Annotated in this window: 14 protein-coding genes; 5 read left to right on the top strand and 9 right to left on the bottom strand. The window is 73.2% G+C overall.

Annotation, left to right across the window (positions count from 1 at the left end):
- Positions 1-6: 6 nt before the first annotated feature.
- Positions 7-672, bottom strand: a complete 666-nt coding sequence (locus ACTXG6_RS10045) for a GntR family transcriptional regulator (RefSeq protein ID WP_445187487.1) — start codon at positions 670-672, stop codon at positions 7-9.
- A gap of 78 nt (positions 673-750) precedes the next feature.
- Complete coding sequence (locus ACTXG6_RS10040; RefSeq protein ID WP_445187486.1) at positions 751-2,409, bottom strand: flavin-containing monooxygenase; 1,659 nt, start codon at positions 2,407-2,409, stop codon at positions 751-753.
- A gap of 241 nt (positions 2,410-2,650) precedes the next feature.
- Here ACTXG6_RS10040 and ACTXG6_RS10035 point away from each other — a divergent pair, with 241 nt between their 5' ends.
- A complete protein-coding gene (locus ACTXG6_RS10035; RefSeq protein WP_445187485.1) occupies positions 2,651-3,424 on the top strand; it encodes a FadR/GntR family transcriptional regulator in 774 nt (257 codons plus the stop codon).
- Positions 3,425-3,465: 41 nt separating this feature from the next.
- Here ACTXG6_RS10035 and ACTXG6_RS10030 read toward each other — a convergent pair whose 3' ends face one another.
- The gene (locus ACTXG6_RS10030) at positions 3,466-4,302 is read right to left on the bottom strand and encodes an LLM class F420-dependent oxidoreductase (RefSeq protein WP_445187484.1); all 837 of its coding nucleotides are present in this window, start codon (positions 4,300-4,302) and stop codon (positions 3,466-3,468) included.
- 74 nt (positions 4,303-4,376) lie between these two features.
- Here ACTXG6_RS10030 and ACTXG6_RS10025 point away from each other — a divergent pair, with 74 nt between their 5' ends.
- Entirely contained in the window at positions 4,377-5,273 is an 897-nt protein-coding gene (locus ACTXG6_RS10025; RefSeq protein ID WP_445187483.1) for a LysR family transcriptional regulator, read from the top strand.
- A 51-nt stretch (positions 5,274-5,324) separates the two neighbouring features.
- Here ACTXG6_RS10025 and ACTXG6_RS10020 read toward each other — a convergent pair whose 3' ends face one another.
- Entirely contained in the window at positions 5,325-6,833 is a 1,509-nt protein-coding gene (locus ACTXG6_RS10020) for a CoA transferase (protein WP_445187482.1), read from the bottom strand.
- On the bottom strand, positions 6,830-8,638 hold the full coding sequence (locus ACTXG6_RS10015) for an acyclic terpene utilization AtuA family protein (RefSeq protein WP_445187481.1): 1,809 nt from the start codon (positions 8,636-8,638) through the stop codon (positions 6,830-6,832). Before ACTXG6_RS10015 ends, ACTXG6_RS10020 begins: the two co-directional genes overlap by 4 nt.
- A gap of 137 nt (positions 8,639-8,775) precedes the next feature.
- On the opposite strand from ACTXG6_RS10015, the gene ACTXG6_RS10010 reads away from it, so the two are divergent.
- Entirely contained in the window at positions 8,776-9,738 is a 963-nt protein-coding gene (locus tag ACTXG6_RS10010) for a LysR family transcriptional regulator (RefSeq protein ID WP_445187480.1), read from the top strand.
- 30 nt (positions 9,739-9,768) lie between these two features.
- On the opposite strand, the gene ACTXG6_RS10005 is transcribed toward ACTXG6_RS10010, so the two are convergent.
- A complete protein-coding gene (locus ACTXG6_RS10005) occupies positions 9,769-10,866 on the bottom strand; it encodes a hypothetical protein (RefSeq protein ID WP_445187479.1) in 1,098 nt (365 codons plus the stop codon).
- Positions 10,867-11,504: 638 nt separating this feature from the next.
- Between ACTXG6_RS10005 and ACTXG6_RS10000 the strand changes: the two genes are divergently transcribed.
- Positions 11,505-12,551 carry an NlpC/P60 family protein gene (locus tag ACTXG6_RS10000; protein WP_445187478.1) on the top strand — a complete coding sequence of 349 codons (1,047 nt, stop codon included), beginning with the start codon at positions 11,505-11,507 and terminating at the stop codon, positions 12,549-12,551.
- Between the two features lie 26 nt (positions 12,552-12,577).
- Positions 12,578-13,588: a zinc-dependent alcohol dehydrogenase family protein gene (locus tag ACTXG6_RS09995; RefSeq protein WP_445187477.1), complete on the top strand. Its 1,011-nt coding sequence runs from the start codon at positions 12,578-12,580 to the stop codon at positions 13,586-13,588.
- A gap of 126 nt (positions 13,589-13,714) precedes the next feature.
- Here the strand turns inward: ACTXG6_RS09995 and ACTXG6_RS09990 are convergent, their stop codons facing one another.
- The 3 genes from ACTXG6_RS09990 to ACTXG6_RS09980 all read right to left on the bottom strand — a co-directional run bounded on the left by ACTXG6_RS09990 (position 13,715) and on the right by ACTXG6_RS09980 (position 16,942).
- The gene (locus ACTXG6_RS09990) at positions 13,715-14,572 is read right to left on the bottom strand and encodes a GNAT family N-acetyltransferase (RefSeq protein ID WP_445187476.1); all 858 of its coding nucleotides are present in this window, start codon (positions 14,570-14,572) and stop codon (positions 13,715-13,717) included.
- A gap of 33 nt (positions 14,573-14,605) precedes the next feature.
- Entirely contained in the window at positions 14,606-16,066 is a 1,461-nt protein-coding gene (locus tag ACTXG6_RS09985; protein WP_445187475.1) for a S1C family serine protease, read from the bottom strand.
- Between the two features lie 117 nt (positions 16,067-16,183).
- Positions 16,184-16,942, bottom strand: a complete 759-nt coding sequence (locus ACTXG6_RS09980; protein WP_445187474.1) for an IclR family transcriptional regulator domain-containing protein — start codon at positions 16,940-16,942, stop codon at positions 16,184-16,186.
- Positions 16,943-17,070: the final 128 nt, after the last annotated feature.

Genomic DNA, 17,070 nt, shown 5'->3' with positions numbered 1-17,070 from the left:
ACGCGGTCAGCCCTGGGCACCGTCCTGCTCGAAGAGCATCGTCTCCACGACCGCGCGGTACTCGACGAAGATCTGCCGGTACCGGGCCACCGCGCCGGGGCGGTCGTCCGCCTCCAGGCAGGCGAGGGTCTCCCGGTAGCCCTGGGTCCAGACCTGCCAGGCTGCGCTGTCCGCGGTCAGCGCGAGCAGCCGCAGGGTGCGCGCCACCACGAGGTCGACGTGCGTCTGCAGCTCCCGGTTGCCGCTGGCCAGGATGACGATGGTGCTGAAGTCGGCGCCCGCCCCACCGGCCGCGGTCACGTTGCCCGCCCGCAGGTTCGCCTCGAACTCCGCGAGCCGCTCCCGCAGCCGCGCCAGGTGCGACCCGGTCAGGTTGTGCACGCCCCACTCGAACCCCGCGCAGGCCAGCACGCCCATCACGTCGATCAGCTCGAGCGCGTTCTTCTGGGTCACCCGGGTCACGTGCCGGGTGCGGTTCGGCGCGATGTCGATCAGACCCTCGGCGGCCAGCTGGGCGATCGCCTCCCGCACCGGGGTGATGCTCACACCGAGGCGGGCGGCGACCTCGGCGTCCTTGATCACCGTGCCGGCCGGCAGCGTGCCGCTGACGATCTCCTCGCGCAGCTGCCGTTCCACGGCCTCGCGCCGGGTCAACGGGACGACGAAGGGCATTGCACACCTCCGGTGCGGCGCGGGTCGAGATCCGCCCGCCCGGCACCACGCTGTGCCGGGCGGACGGAAAACCAGTGGTCAGGCGCGGGTCAGATTCGGCTCCGGGACGAACGCGAAACCCTCGTAGCCGTTCGCGGCGACCTCGTCGCACTTGTCCCGGTACACCCCGACGCCGCCGATGTAGGCCATCAGCACGCGGGGTTTGCCGGGCACGTTGGAGCCCATGTACCAGGACTCGGCGGTCGGGTAGAGCGTGCCGTCGCCGACCTCGATGTTGTGCGCGACCCACTCCTGCTCGGCCCGCTCCGTCGCGTCGACCGCCGGGATGCCCCGGTCCCGCAGGTGGGCGATGAGGTCGGTGACCCAGTCCACGTGCTGCTCGATGGACACCATCATGTTGCTGAACACCGACGGGCTGGTCGGCCCGGTGATGGTGAACAGGTTCGGGAAGCCGGCGACCGCGATGCCAAGGTAGGTGCGCGGCCCGTCGGCCCACCTGTCCTTCAGCGACACCCCGCCGACGCCGCGGATGTCGACGCTGGTCAGCGCGCCGGTCATCGCGTCGAACCCGGTGGCGAAGACGATCGCGTCGAACTCGTACTCCCGCTCCGAGGTCCGCACGCCGCGCTCGGTGATCTCCACCAGCGGTGTCGCGCGCAGGTCGACCAGGTGCACGTTCGGCTTGTTGAACGTCTCGTAGTAGCCGCTGTCCAGGCAGGGCCGCTTGGTGCCGACCGGGAAGCTGCGCGGCGAGAGCGTCTCGGCCAACTCGGGGTCGTGCACGATCGAACGGATCTTGGACCGGATGAACTCGGCGGCGGTGTCGTTGGCCTCGGCGTCGGTCAGCGTGTCGGTGTAGGCCGCCAGGATCGACACCAGGTTGCCCCGGTCCCAGCCGTCCTGGTACTTCGCGTTGCGCTCCGCCTCGGACACCTCGAACGCGGCCAGGGTGGGCTCCGGGATGGGCACGCCGAAGCCGGAGTGCCGCTGGCCCTCCCGCCACGCGAGGTAGTTCGCCTTCATCGCGTCGACCTCCTCGGCCGGCAGCGGGCGGTTGCCGGCCGGCATGGAGAAGTTCGGTGTGCGCTGGAAGACGGTCGTGTCGACGGCCTGCCTGGCCATGATCGGGATGGACTGGATGCCGGACGACCCGGTGCCGATGACGCCGAGCCGCTGACCGGTGAAGTCGACGCCCTCGTGCGGCCAGTGCCCGGTGTGGTGGATCGGCCCTCGGAAGCTCTCCGCGCCCGGGATCTCCGGCGCCTTGGACACGCTCAGGCAGCCGGTGGCCATGATCACGAACTGGGCGTCGATGCGCTCCCCGGTGTCGGTCGCCACCAGCCAGCGGCGGCGCCGCTCGTCGTAGGCGGCGCTGTCCACCCGGGTGTCGAAGGTGATGCCGCCGCGCAGGTCGAACCGGTCCGCCACGTGCTCGAGGTAGCGCAGGATCTCGGGCTGGGTGGCGTACTTCTCGCTCCAGGTCCACTCCTGCTCGAGCTCCGGGGAGAAGGAGTACGAGTAGGACAGGCTCTCCACGTCGCAGCGCGCGCCCGGGTAGCGGTTCCAGTACCAGGTGCCGCCGACGCCCGCGCCGGCTTCGATCACCCGGGTGCGCAGGCCGAGCGCCCGCAGCCGGTAGAGCTGGTACAGCCCGGCCACGCCCGCGCCGACCACGACGGCGTCCGCCACATCGGTGGCCTCGACGGGAGCGGGGTGGCCGTTGCTGGACTCGGACATGCTTCCTCCTGACCGCGGCCGGGGGTGTGGCCGCTTCCGCACCGTTGCGGGGCCCGCGTGCAGCGCACCTCTGGGTGTGAGCTGCAGCACGTCGAACGTAAAATGCATCCTGCAGCGAGTCAATGGATTGCCGAACAATCCTCGAGTCGGAGCAATCCGCCACTTGCCCGTGCGGACGGCGAAATCGGAGACATCAGACAATTCAGCGGCCCGGGCGGGCGGCGCTCGCTAGGCTGCCCCGGTGCCCTCGCCACCAGCACCCGAACGGGCCGCCGCCCCCCAGGCCCGACTGCAGGTGCAGCGGGTCCGCCCCGCCTACCGGCAGGTGGCCGACGAGCTGCGCAACCAGATCGTCGCCGGCCTGCTCCCGGCCGGCCACCGGCTGCCCAACGAGGCCGAGCTGAGCCGGGTGTTCGGGGTCAGCCGCAGCACGGTGCGCGAGGCACTGCGCGTCCTGACCAGCCAACACCTGATCGAGACGCTACGCGGGGTGCGCGGCGGGTCGTTCGTGGCGGCACCCGACCCGGCCCGCATGGTCGAGGACATCGGCGGCGCGCTCGGCGTGCTGGTGATGACGCCCAGACTCGGGCTCGACGACCTGCTGGAGGCCCGGTTACTGCTCGAGCCGGCCGCCGCCCGGCTGGCCGCCGAGCGGGCCGACGCCGAGACGGTCGGTGCCGTGCGCGCGGCGGCCGCGGCACCCCGGGACCCGAGGGACCCCAGTGGGTTCGTGCCGCACCTGGACTTCCACACCACGATCCTGATGGCCACCGGGAACCTGATGTTCACCATGATGGGCCAGCCGGTGAGCGACGTTCTGCGCACCAAGCTAGAGCGCGGGGGGGTGGACCGCGCCGAGTGGGACCGGGTGGACGAGCACCACCTGGAGATCGCCGAGCACATCGCGCGCGGCGAGGCGGACGCCGCCGAGCAGAGCATGCGCGAGCACCTGACCGCGCTCCGCCCGCTGTACGAGCGCGCCGGCCGGTGGAACACCGACCCCGGGGCGGACTAGCGCGGCGCGCCCCGGCCACGGGTCGGCGGCCGGGCCTGCGCTCAGTGCGGCAGGTCGGCGTGCCGCTCCAGGAAGGTGGCGACCTCGGCGGGGTCGGTGAGCGGCAGCGGGTAGACCACCAGCCGGTCGACACCGAGCGCGGCGTAGCGGCCGGCGTCGTCGGCGGTCACCGCGACCGGGTCCAGCTGCATCCAGTTGATCTCCAGCCTGCCCAGCCTGGCCGGCCGGTCCACCTCGGCGGCCGCCCGGTGCAGGCCGGCCAGGTGCCGCAGCAGGTCGGTGACCCCGGCGCCGTTGCCGAACCAGCCGTGCCCCCGGCTCACCGCGCGGCGGAACGCACCCGGGCTGTGCCCGCCGACCACGATCTTCACCCCGCCCGCGCGGGCCGGCCGGGGGTGCGCGTCAACGTGGTCGAACGACACGTAGCGGCCATGGAACTCCGGCGCCGGCTGGGTCCACAGCGCGGTCATGGCGTCCAAATACTCATCGCTACGGGCACCGCGCCCGGCCATCGGCACCCCGACGGCGGTCATCTCCGGCTCCAGGTAACCGGCGCCGACCCCGAGCAGAACCCGCCCGCCACTGAGTACGTCCAGGCTGGCCACCTGTTTGGCCAGCACCAGCGGATTGCGCTGCGGCAGGATGACGATCCCGGTGGCCAGCTCGATCCGCTCGGTCACCGCGGCGACATAGCTCAGGTGCACCAGGGGGTCCAGGATCGGGTCGGTCGGCTCCATCGGCGAGTCGGCCACCCTCGGGCTGGGCAGCACCACGTGGTCACCAGCCCACCACGAGCGGTAGCCCAGCTCCTCCGCGAGACTGGCCAGCCGCGCGGTCTCGGCCGGGCCCAGCGTCGCCTTCGCGTTCAGTCCACTCACACCCAGTTCCACACCAGCCATGGTCGGGCCGGAACCAGGTGCCCGTCCAAGACCGGCTGTAATAGCCTTTAGCTATGGACGTCCACCTGCGGGACCTGCGCTACTTCGTGGCCGTCGCCGAGGAGCTGAGCTTCACCAGGGCGGCCAGCAACCGGCTGTTCATCGCACAGCCGACGCTGAGCAAGCAGATCCGCCAGCTGGAGCTGACCCTGCGGGTCGCGCTGTTCGAGCGGGACCGCCGCACGGTCACCCTGACCCCGGCCGGCAGCGCGCTGCTGCCCCGCGCCAGGGCGCTGCTGGAGCAGTGGGGCACCACGGAGCGGGAGCTGGTCGGTACCGCCGGGCGGAGCACGCTCACGGTCGGCTTCCAGACCCGCATCGGGCGGGGGCTGATCCCGATGGTCACCGCGCGGCTGGAGCGCCTGCACCCGGAGTGGAAGCTGCTGTTCCGCCAGGTGTCCTGGGCGGACCCGACGGCCGGGCTGGCCAGCGGCGATGTGGACGTGGCGGTCGCCTGGCTGCCGTTCCCGGCCGGCGCGGAGTTCAGCTGGAAGACGGTGGCCTCGGAGCAGCGCTGGGTGGCGCTGCCCGCCAGGCACCGGCTCGCGGACCGCACGGTGATCCCGTTCGACGAGCTCACCGACGAGCCGTTCATCGCACTGCCCGCCTCGGCCGGGCCACTGCGCGAGTTCTGGCTGGCCACCGACCAGCGGAGCACGCCGGCCCGGGTCGCGGCCGAGGCGGCCACCGCCGACGAGACCTTCGAGGCCGTCGCCTCCGGGCTCGGCGTGGTGCTGCTGTCCGAGGGCAACGTCGCCATCTACCAGCGCCCCGACGTGGTGTGCCGGCCGGTCAGCGGGCTGCCGCCCAGCGAGCTCGCGGTCGCCTGGCGCACCCGCGACGACCGGGACGCGGTTCGCGTGTTCGCCGAGGCCTGCGTCCGCTGCCTGTGCGACGCGCCGGCCAGCTGACCCCGTGAGTGGCGAGTGGTCCCGGGGGACCACTCGCCACTCACGGGCTACCTAGCGGGGCAGCCACTCGGTGGGTGAGGAGCCCCGGGCCACCAGTACCGGGTCGTATCCGCCGGGGGTCGCCGACATCCGGATCTGCTCGGTGACGCCCTGGTAGCGGCCCAGCGGCGTATCGGCGGTGAACACCTCGGGGTCGTGGTAGGCGTGCAGCTCGCCGCGCCCGGCGGTGGCCGCCGCGTACTCCCGGTCGAACACGCCGAGGCTGAGGATCCACAGCGCGGCCCTGGTCAGCGACACGTGCACCCGGTAGCTGCCGCCGTGCTCGGCCCGCCGCATCAGTGCCTCGAGCACCCCGACGGCCAGCAGCCAGGACACGATGTAGTCGTTGACCACCAGGATCGGCGGCAGCGCGGGACGGTCACCACCGGTACCCAGGCGGCCCTCGAGGTTCATCATGCCGGCCAGGCTGCCGGCCGTCTGGTCGAAGCCGAGGTGATCCGCCCACGGGCCGTGCGGGCCGTTGAGCGACGCGGTGGCGTGGATGATGCCGGGGCGGACCGCGGCCGCCTCCGCCGCGGACAGCCCGATGCGGTCCAGGAAACCGGGCCGGCGGTTGGCGTAGAACACGTCGGCGCCGGCCAGCAGCCCGCGCAGCCGCTCGGTGCCCTCCGCTGCGGTCGGGTCCAGCCGGGCGGAGCGCACGCCGACGTTCGCGGTGGCGTAGGTGACGTCGTGCTCCAGCTCCAGCGGCCGCCACAGGTTCAGCACGTCGGCGCCGTGCAGGGCGAGCGCCCGCCCCAGGCCGGCGCCGGCGATCACGTGACCCATGCCGAGCGCGCGCACCCCGGACAGCGGTGCCGGGGCGCCGGCGGCCAACGGCTCCGGCTCGCTGTCGCCGATCCTGGTGACCTCGATCAGCGGCAGCCCGGACAGCACCTCCCGGTAGTGCGGCTCGGCCAGCAGCTCCGGGGCGGACCGCAGCATCGGCATCACGCAGCCCGCCTCCACGCCGGCCCGCTCCAGCTCACGGCCCTGCCAGCGGCCGATCGCGGCGGCCACCTCCTCGGTGTCCTCGGGAACCCCGAGCAGCTTCTGGGCGGCCACCTTGATCTTCGGGTACGGGTTGAGCGGCATCATCCAGCGGTCGTCGGCGGTCCGGTAGAAGTTGAAGCCCAGTGCCTGGGTGACGTTCCCGGAGCCCAGCGGGTAGCCGTTGAGCAGCTCCCAGCGGCGGTCGTAGAACGGGCAGAGCCGGTGCGGGGTGGCCCGCAGGTCGACCGAGATGTCCTGCCCACCCCCGCCGCGCAGCTGCCACAGCTTCGCCACCGCCGTCGCCTTTGCGGCCAGCGCGACCGCCGACGCGGCACCCAGGCGCAGCGTGCTGGGCACCACCGGGTCGGCGCCGAGGAAGTCGATCCGGCCGCCGGAGTCACCGGGGCTCATCCCGACACCGTCCAGCACCTCGGCCAGCGCGGCCGGCACGTCGAACTCGTCGCCGGTGGCCGGCTGCGCCACGGCGGCCGCCACCCGCTCGGTGAGCCCGACCGCCAACCCGGTCACGCGCCGGCCCCGCCCGCGCCGGGCGATCCGGTCGCGCCGAGCAGCTCCACCGGCACCGGCAGGTGCTTGGCCCGCAGGTACTCGCCGACCGCCTTGCCGACCTGGTCGATGCGCAGGTTGGAGGATCCGCCGGTACCCAGCAACCCACGCAGCACGAAGTGCACCGCGCGCAGCCGGGGGAACTCGTGCCGCACCACGTCCAGCTCCTTGATCTCCGGCATCAGCCGGCGAAGTTCAGCGGTGGACAGTGCGTCGCGCAACCACGGCCAGGCGCGCTCGTCCGGCGCCCAGATACCCACGTTGCAGTTGCCGCCCTTGTCCCCGCTGCGGGCATGGGCAACGGTACCCAGCGCGGCGCTGCGCACAACGCCGGACGCGGCGGCCGCCGACGGCTCCGGATGCACCGGCTGGCTGGTCGACGCGGTCTGCTCCGGCGCCGGGACGTCGATCACCCGATCCTCGATGACCGCCCGGTGCGCCAACGCCGACTGCGGCAGCAGCGCAGCCCAGTAGTCGATCCGGGGCCGGGCGGTGGCCCGCAGCGTGGTGGCGCCGTCGTGGAAGTAGCCCGGGATGGTCTGCAGGTACAGGCTGCCGAGGCGGCCGGCCAGGTTGTAGCGGTCCAGCGGCTCCCGGGTGCGGGCGGTGGCCATCACCCGCAGCCCGACGGTGGCGTCCCACTGCGTCTCCGGGTCCTCGGCGGCGGTGCCGATCCGGGTGATGTCCAGCTCGACGCCGTCCGGGGTGTCCCGGCTGAACTGGGCGCGCAGCAGCTCCACCTTGGCCGCCACGTCCGGCGCGGTCACGTAGCAGGTGTTCACCGTCTGGTAGCCGACCTGGCCGAACACCGCGACCTTGGTGGTGGGCGGCGGCGGCGAGCCGGTCGCCCCGCTGACCAGCACCCGGTCCGGCCCCTGCTCGGTGACATCGACGGAGTCGAGGTGCAGCGTCACGTCGGAGTTGAGGTACGCCGGGCCCTGGATCTCGTAGAGCAGCTGCGCGGTGACCGTGTCGACGGTGACCGCTCCGCCGTCGCGGCCGTGCTTGGTGATCACGGTGCTGCCGTCGGCGGCGACCTCGGCGATCGGGAACCCGGGCACCAGCATGTTCGGGATCCGGGTGAAGCCGGCGAAGTTGCCGCCCACCGAATGCGGCCCGCACTCGATCAGATGGCCGGCCAGCAACCCGCCGGCCAGCGCGTCCCAGTCGTCGCGGCGCCAGCCGTGCCACCAGGCGGCCGGTCCGAGGGTCAGCGAGGCGTCGGTGACCCGGCCGCAGACCACGATGTCGGCGCCCTCGGCCAGCGCGGCGGCGATGCCCCAGCCGCCGAGGTAGGCGTTCGCGGCGATCGGCTCGCTGCCCCAGGACGACAGTGGCGCGCCGGTGTCCAGGTGCTCGAGCTGGTACCCGGCGTCGGCGAACTCGGGCAGCCTGGCCAGCACGTTGTCGCCCTCGATGTGCGCCACCCGCAGCGTGACGCCGTCCTCGGCGGCGATCGCCCGCAGCGCCGCCGCGAGCCCGGCGGGGTTGAACCCGCCCGCGTTGGCCACCACCTTCATGCCCCGTTCGACCAGCGCGGGCAGGTGCGGGCGCAGCTGGTCGAGGAAGTAGTCCACGTAGCCCTTGGCCGGGTCCTGGCGGTGCCGCGAGGAGAGCGCGGCCAGGGTGATCTCGGCCAGGTAGTCGCCCATCAGCACGTCCACCGGGTCGCCGGCCATCACCTCGTCGACGGCGGTGAACCGATCGCCGAGGTAACCGGAGAAGTTGGCGATGCGGATCGGTCGACGCTGTTCCGGCTGGCTCATCGTGGACACCTCACTGTGGTCCTCATAAGTGGTTTCCGAAGCTGTGGTTTCCGTGATTTCCGGACTGTGGTCTCCGGACTGTGGTCCCCTCCCCGGGATCCGAACCTACGGCGCGATCACGCCGAGAACCACGACCGATGTCCGAACGTCAGCCTGACCGGTGTGGTCACGCCGAGCCGGCCTACGGTGAGCGGGTGGAGATGCTGCACCTGCGGTACTTCGCCGCGGTCGCCGAGGAGCTCAACTTCACCAGGGCGGCCGAGCGGCTGCACATGGCGACGTCGCCGCTGAGCCAGCGGATCCGCGACCTGGAGCGCGAGCTCGGCGCCCCGCTGTTCCGGCGCAGCAGCCGCAAGGTGGAGCTGACCGCCGCCGGTGAGCGCTTCCTGCCGGCGGCCCGGGACATCATCGAGCGGTTCGACGCGCTGCCGCTGCTGGTCCGCGACGAGCCCGGTGGCGGCCGGCGGGCGGCGCTGGTCGGCATCGCGCCGGACGTGTCCGGGGAGCTGCGCACCCGGTTCCTCGCCGCGCTGGGCACCCAGCACCCGGATCTGGACGTGCTGCTGCACCCGGCGAGCAGCGAGCCGTTGCTGCGCGCGCTGCGGGCCGGCGAGATCGACCTCGCGCTCGCGCACGGCCCGGTCGGCGGGCGGGGGCTGCGCAGCCACTGGCTGGAGAGCCAGCAGGTGGCGGTCGTGGTCGGCAGGGGCGCCGGGTTCGACGGGCGGACCTCGGTACGGCTGGACGAGTTGGCCACGCTGCCGTACGCCTCGATCGGCTACGACGCCGCCCCGGAGCTGTACCGGCGCACCGACGAGCTGCTGAACAGCTTCGGGGTGCGCAAGCGGCTCGTCGTGGAGGGCCACAACCTGGGCGGGCTGGCGCACGTGGTGACCACCGGGCAGGCGTTCACGCTGATCGGGATGGGCGGCGGGATGACCGCCAGGACGTTCGCCGGCGAGCCGGTCGTGCGGCTGGCGGTCGAGGACGCCCGGCTCAAGATGACGACCGAGGCGGTCTGGCTCGCGGCCCGGGCCGCCGCCGGCGGAGTGGTGGCCGACCTGGTCGCCACCGTGACCGGCACGCTGCCCGGGCCTTAGCGGCGGCCGCGCCGCGCCCGGCGCAACCGGTCAGAACAGCGTGGCCAGCCAGCCGGTGAACTGGTGCCAGGTGCTCTTCACCTTGGCGGTGATCGTGTCGGTGATCGAGGACGGCAGGTCGGGTGCCTTGATATCCGGCGCGATATCCGGCAGGTCGGGCAGCGCGAGCCCGCTCGCCGGCCCGGCGGTGGCCTGAGCGGCGGTGGGCTGAGCGGTGTTCGGCTGAGCGGTGTTCGGCTGAGCCGCGGTCGGTGCGGTGGTCTGGGCCGGAGCGTTGGTGGCCGCCGGAGCAGTGGCCGGGGTCGTAGCGGCCGGCGCGGCGGCCGCCGGAGCCGCCGTGGGCTCCGGAGCCGCACTGGCCGAGGTGCCCGTCGCCGAGTCGGAGAGGGTGCCGTGGTGGCTGAGCAGCGCCACCCCGAGCAACGCCAGCAGCACGAGTACCGGCAGCCCGAGCGCGATCAGCTGGGACATGCCGGCGTGCTCCACCCGGACCGGGGCCACCGGCGCGACCGGGGTGGCCGGGGTGGCCGGGGTGGCCGGGGTGGCCGACCATCCGCCGCCGAGCCGGGCGGCGGCCCGTTCGGCGGTCGGTCGGTCGCCGGGAGCGGTCTGGGTCATCGCGAGCAGCGTGCCGGCCAGCGCCCCCGGCACCTCGTTCGGCACCACCGGCGGCGCGGTCAGCCGGCTCGCGGCGGCCTCCCAGCTGGAGCCGGGGTACGCGGGGTAGCCGGTGGCGGCCTCGAGCAGCACCAGGCCGAGCGCGTACACGTCGGCCGGCGGCCCGCCCGGTTCGCCGGTGACCTGCTCGGGCGACAGGTACGGAACGGCGGCCGGGTCGAGCGCGTCGGCCGCGAGCTCGGGCGGGTCCAGCAGCCGGGCCCTGCCGTCCGGCGTGACCCGCACGGTGATCGGGGTCAGCTGCCCGTGCGCGTGCCCCTGGCTGTGCCGCCTGGCGAGCGCGTCCGCGAGCTGGGCGCCGAGGCGAGTGGTCTCGGCCGGCGTCAGGTTGCGCTCGTTGAGCAGCTCCCGCAGCGTCTGGCCATCGGCGAGCGGTGGCTCCCGATCGGGATCGGCATCCTCGCCGGCATCCCTCGGCTCGGGGATGTCGTGTCCCCGAATCGGGGTCACGCGACTCTCGGTGATCAATCCCCGCTGACCGAAGCGGTTGTCGGCGCCCTCGTCGGGCTCTTCGACCGCCCGGTGCGCTCCCACACGGCGGAGCCGGCGCGGTGCCGCTGGGCTGTAGCTCTCGCCGCCAGCGGTGCCGTACCGGCCGGAGCCTCCCGATCCGTCCTGCACAAAAGCAGTATCACCAGCCGAACCGCTGTGATGACAGGGGCTACGGGGACTCGTGGGGAATTTGTTATCACTATGACCCGGTCGAGGGATGGTCAAACCTGCCACTCACCGACTGTCACCGGTCGTTCGACAGTTCATCCGGTGTTTACCGCAACCCGCTCGAACCGAACCTGTCGGCCGCCGTTGTCTAACGACCGGCCACCGCAAGGGTGTGCACAGAGCTGTCACGGATTGGTTACGGTCATCGTCAGCTGGTCGGCACCCCGCCGACTGGTGCGCCTGGCCGGTTCGTCATCCCCCGCCCACCGGCTCTCCCCCTGGCGCTCCGGCAGCAGTTTGGGGTGGGGTGCACGGCGTGCCGCTCTGGCGATGGCCGCTGCGCTGACGCGGAGGAACGGCCGATGGGCGCACATCACGCGCGGCACCGTGGTGCCCCGGGAACCCCCGGGACCGATCAACGTCGAACGGTGAGTGAGCTGCTCGCGCAGGCCGCTGAGAACCAGTCACCACTCCGGCTTCCCCAGGCCGCGCTCCCGACCCCGGCGTTCGCCGCCGGCCAGACGGCCACCCGGGCGGTTCCCCCGCCCGCCCGGGTGCTGCCGTCGACGCCGGCCCGGCCGAGCTACCCGCCGCTGCCGCCGGCCCCCGGGGCCGACAGACCAATCCGCTCCCCACGCGCGATGCCGGCACCCCGGAGGCACGGGGTGCCGGCGCCGCGATCCCCGCGCTCGGCGTTTGCCGTGGTCGCGGCCTCCGCGGTGGGCGCCGGTACCGCCGCCGCCAGCATGTCCGGAGCGTTCGCGGCGATCCCGGGCGCGCCGGCCCGCGACCTGAGTGACACCCAGTCGTTCAGCCGCCCGGCCTTCGCGCCGGTCGACCTGGCCACGACGGACGGCCCGGTCACCGGCGGTGGTGCGTTCCGCGCGGCTCCCGCCTCGCTCGTCTCCTCGGTACCGGCGGCCGCGCCGACGAACGCCACCGTGATGGCCGCCGACCTGCACCAGACCGACGCCCGCCAGATCGCCGACCTCTCCCGCGCGGTCGACCTGGACCGCGCCCAGTCCGTCCAGCAGGCCGCCGCCCGGACCGCTCAGGCCGTCCAGTCCGCGCTGGTCAACAAGGTCTCCTCGCTCACCGGCGTCACCCCGCTGTTCGACGCGAGCAGCCCCATCGCGGCGAAGGCGCTGACCACCGCGATCACCAAGATGGGGGTGCCCTACGTATGGGGCGCCGTCGGCCCCAACGCGTTCGACTGCTCCGGCCTGGTGATGTGGTCCTACAAGAGGCAGGGCATCAACCTGCCGCGCACCGCGGCCGCCCAGTCGAGGGTGGGCACCCCGGTGTCGCGCAGTCAGCTGCGGGCCGGTGACCTGGTCTTCTTCTACAGCCCGGTCAGCCACGTCGGCATCTACCTGGGCAACAACAAGATCCTGAACGCCTCGGAGTCCGGCCAGCCGGTGAAGGTGTCCAGCATGGCCCACATGCCGTTCCACAACGCCCGCCGGATCACCTGAGCGGACCCGGCCCGTAGATTCGGGCCATGGTGCGGACGATCAGGTTCCATGAGCTCGGCGGCCCGGAAGTGCTGCGCATCGAGGACGTACCGGTCCGGTCGCCGGGGCCTGGCGAGGTGCGCATCCGGGTCGACGCGATCGGGCTCAACCGCGCCGAGGTGAACTTCCGGCGCGGCAGCTACTTCGACCAACCCGCGCTGCCGGCCGGGCTGGGCACCGAGGCGGCCGGCGAGGTGCTCGAGGTCGGTCCCGGGGTGGACCGCTGGCAGCCCGGTGACGCGGTGAGCGTGGTGCCGGCGTTCTCCCAGAACGACTACCCGGTCTACGCCGAGCAGGCCGTGGTGCCGGTCGCCGCGCTCCTCGCCCGGCCGCCCGGGATGGACGCGGTGGCCGGCGCCGCGATCTGGATGCCCTACGTGACCGTGTACGGCATGGTCGCCGAGGTCGTCCGGGTGCGCCCCGGCGACCACGTGGTGATCACCGCCGCCAGCAACAGCATCGGGATGGCGGCGCTGCAGGTGGTGCGCCAGCTGGGCGCCGTCCCGATCGCCACCACACCGGCCGCCGGGCAGCGGGACGCACTGCTGGCCGCCGGCGCCGCCGAGGTACTGGTTCACGCCGAGCTCACCGAGCCCGGCGCAGTGGCCACCGCGATCCGCGCGGCCACCGGCGGGCACGGCGCCGACCTGGTGCTGGACGCTGTCGGCGGTCCGCTGGTCGAGCAGCTGGTGCGGGCCTGTGCGCCGGGTGCCACGGTGATCGTGCACGGCGGGCTGTCCGGTGAGCCGACACCGCTGCCCGCCGGGCGGTACGCGCCGGTCTGGCTGCGCCGCTACACCGTCTTCGAGGTCACCGGCGATCCGGCCGCACTGCGCCGCGCCGAGCACTTCGTCCGCGCCGGGCTGGCCACCGGCGCATTCGCCCCGATCATCGACCGGGTCTTCGACTTCGACGACGTGGCCGCCGCGCACCGCTACATCGACTCCGACGAGCGCGCACCCGGCAAACCCGTCCTGCGGGTCCACCCAACCCCCTAACCGCGCGGCACCGCTGTTACCGAGCTGCACACGGGGCAGGTTTTCGCGGCCGCGAAAACCTGCCTCCTGTGCAGCTCGGTAACAACAAGCAGCGGTCGGTGACGAGCGCTCAGCGGCGGCTCCCGGTCAGCGGCCGGTGAACCGGATCTGCAGGTAGTCGTGCACGGGGAGGTAGCCGAGGCGCTGGTAGATCGCGTTGGACGTGGGGTTCGCCAGGTCGGTGAACAGCACCACGCTCGCGGCGCCGGCCCGCAGCGCGGCCTCGGTGCAGGCGGTGGTCACCGCGGCGCCGTAGCCGCGGCGCCGCCCGGCCGGCGGCGAGTACACCGGGCCCACCCGCGCCACCGAGGCCACGATCCGGGTGTGCGCGGCCAACGCGACCGGCGTGCCGACCGGGTCGCGCCAGAGCCAGATCAGTCCCTGCTCAATGGCATCCCTGGCGATCGGCTCGACGTCCACCGGCACGGTGCCGACCTCCCGCTGGAACGCCGCGTACCAGTTCGCCACCAGTACGGTGTCCCCGGCCGAGGCGAGCTGGGCCCGACCGGGCGGCGCGGCGGGCGGGCACAGGGTGTCCAGGCGGTACAGCCGCTGGCGCATGCCCCGCTCGCCGCGCAGGGTGCCGCCCGCCGCCCGGGCCGCGGCGACCCACAGCGCGGCGAACTCCTCGACCGTCGGCACCGCCCCCACCACACCCGGCACCGGCATCGCGTGGGCGCGCAGCGCGTCGACCAGTTCGGGCATGGCCGGTGGCGGCACGGCGGCCAGCAGCAGGTCGTACGGCGGGGTCATGCTCACCGCGCCACATACACCCCGGCCATCGGCGTACCAGCCGAACAGCCGGTCCTCCGCCGACCAACGCCGGCCGGTCCGGACGTGGTCGATCGAGGTCAGGGCGACGCTGTTCGCGGCGGGGTCGGCCGCGAGCAGATCCCAGACCCGCTCGGCGTAGGGCCGCACGTCCGCGCTGAACCGCCAGGGCACCCGCACACCCTGGCGTACCGGGCGGTCGGGGCGTTAGCTGGGTGGACCGGTGACCAGACCGACCGGCGCACTCTGCTGCTGGCCGGTGGCGGAGTCGGTCCACTGCAGCAGCACCCGGTCGCCCGGGTGGTGCAGGCCGACCAGGTTGGTCAGCGTGGTGGGCGTGTCGACCCTCCTGCCGTCGAGCCCGGTGATGACGTCGCCGCGGCCGAGGCCCGCCTGCTGGGCCGGTGAACCGTCCTGCACGCCGGCCACCAGTACCCCGGAGATGGGCTGGTAGCGGCTGCTCTCGTCGCCGGACTGGCCACCGCCGGTGTACCGGCCGGCCGGCGAGCTGACCACCGAGACGCCGAGCATCCCGGTCGGTCCGATGTGTATCGACTCGGAGGCCTGGCCGGCCCGGATCTGGCGGACCAGGTTCATCGCGTCGTTGATCGGGATGGCGTATCCGGTGCCGCCGCTGCTCTGGTAGCGGTAGTTAGCGGAGGCGGCGGTGTCCACGCCGATCACCCGCCCGTCGGCGTTCACCAGCGGGCCGCCGGAGTCGCCGGGCTGCACGTTCGCGGCCACCTCGATCAGGCCGGTGAGGTGCTCGGTGCTGCCGGTCAGCTCGTCGCTCGGGTTGATCGACCGGTTCAGCGAGGTCACGGTGCCGCCGGAGGTGGACGGTGTGCCGCCGACCCCGCCCGCATTGCCCAGCGCGGCGATCGGGTCGCCGACCTTGACCGTGCCGGAGTCGCCGATGGTGACGGTGCGCAGTCCGGACGCGCCGCGCAGCTGCAGTACCGCGATGTCGTGGCCGCGGTCGTAGCCCACCACGGTGGCCCGGTAGGTGCGGCCGTTGCCGATGTCGGTGACCCGGATACTGGTCGCGCCGTTGATCACGTGGTTGTTGGTGAGGATCTCGCCGTTCGGGGTGAGCACGATGCCGGTGCCCGCGCTCGCCGCGCTCTGGTAGCCGAGCTCGGAGTTGATGTTGACCAGCCCGGGCGCCACCTTGGCACTCAGCGCCGAGAGGCTCGGCTCGTCGAGCGCCGTCCTGGTCGGGGCAGACGGCTCAGCGGCCGAGGCGTCCGGGGCACCCGACGCGGCACCGTAGGTGTCCGAGGAGGTCGCGCTGTCCGCCGGGGCGAACGCGGAGAGCACGCCGCCGCGGCCCAGCAGGTCCCGGCCGAACGCGGCCGTCGCCAACACCACGAGCGCGACAAGGACGACGGTGGCGAACACCCGGAACGGGTGGCGTAGCCGGGGCGGCTCCGACGCGGGCCCGGAAGCGGGCGGTGGCGGCGGCGCGCCGGGTGGCGGAGTCAGCGGCGGTGCCAACGGCACGGTCGGCTGCATGGCGGGGCTGGCGGAACGCTGTGCCGGCGGCCCGCCGTAACCGTAGGGGCCCGCCTGGCCGGGCCCGCCGTCCGACCGAGGGTGCGGGACGGGCGGGCGCCAGTACTGATCGGTTGCGTCCGGACTACCCGACTGACCGATGTCACCGCTCACCGGTCCCTCCTCTCAGGGCCATCCGGTATGTACCCATTCAGTTAGCCGTCCAGCGCCTGAGAGTGACCTGATAGCTGGCACCGAAGTTACTGTGGATTGCTGGCCGGCCGCCACGACTTACAAGTTCTTACCCAGCAGAGTGGCCCGTTCGGCGAGGATTGGTCGGAAATGGTCACGCAACTCACCCGCTGTCACCCGAGCGGTTGACGTACTGACGCTCATTGCGGCCACCGTACGACCTCGGGCGTCCCACACCGGGACGGCCAGCGCCCGCATGCCCAGTTCGAGCTCTTCGTCGCTGGTGGCGAAGCCCGACTCGGCGGCCTCCCGGACCGCGTCGGCGACCGCGCCGGTGGTGACCAGGGTGTGCGCGGTGCGCCTCGGCCAACCGCCGGCGGCCAGGAACGCGGCGAGCTCCGCCTCGGGCAACCCGGCGAGCAGTACCTTCCCGGTGGCCGAGCAGTGCGCCGGCAGCCGAGCCCCGATCCGGACCCCGGTCGCGACCAGGCGCTGCGCCTCGGCCCGCGCGACGAACAGCGACCAGCCGTCCTGCCACACCGCGAGCGACACCGACTCACCGAGCTGGTCCCGCGCCGCGATCAGGTGCGGCTGGGCCAGCGCCGGCAGCGGCGCGGTGTCCAGGTAGGCGCCGCCGAGCCGCAGCATCCGGGGCGTCGGGCGGAAGTGCTTCCCGTCATGGGACAGGTAGCCCAGCTCGGCCAGGGTGAGCAGGCAGCGGCGCGCGGCGGCCCTGGTGACGTTCGTGAGCTCGGCGGCTTCGGACACCGTGAGCTGCGAGGACGCCCCGCCGAATGCCTCGATCACCGCCAGCCCCTTGGCCAGTCCGGCCATGCCCTCCGGCGCTCGCTCGGACACTCGCGCCGACACTCGCGCGGGCAGCTCGGAGGCGCCGCTCCCCTTGACAGGGTCCGCGCCACTGGTTTCCATTGTTCGAGATTCGGACACGTGTTCGTTATACGAACAAATGGTGCGACCGTCAAGGC

This window comes from Pseudonocardia sp. Cha107L01 (genome assembly GCF_052566575.1).
Note: the sequence above shows the minus strand (reverse complement) of the source record. Positions and strands in the feature narration are given on the sequence as shown.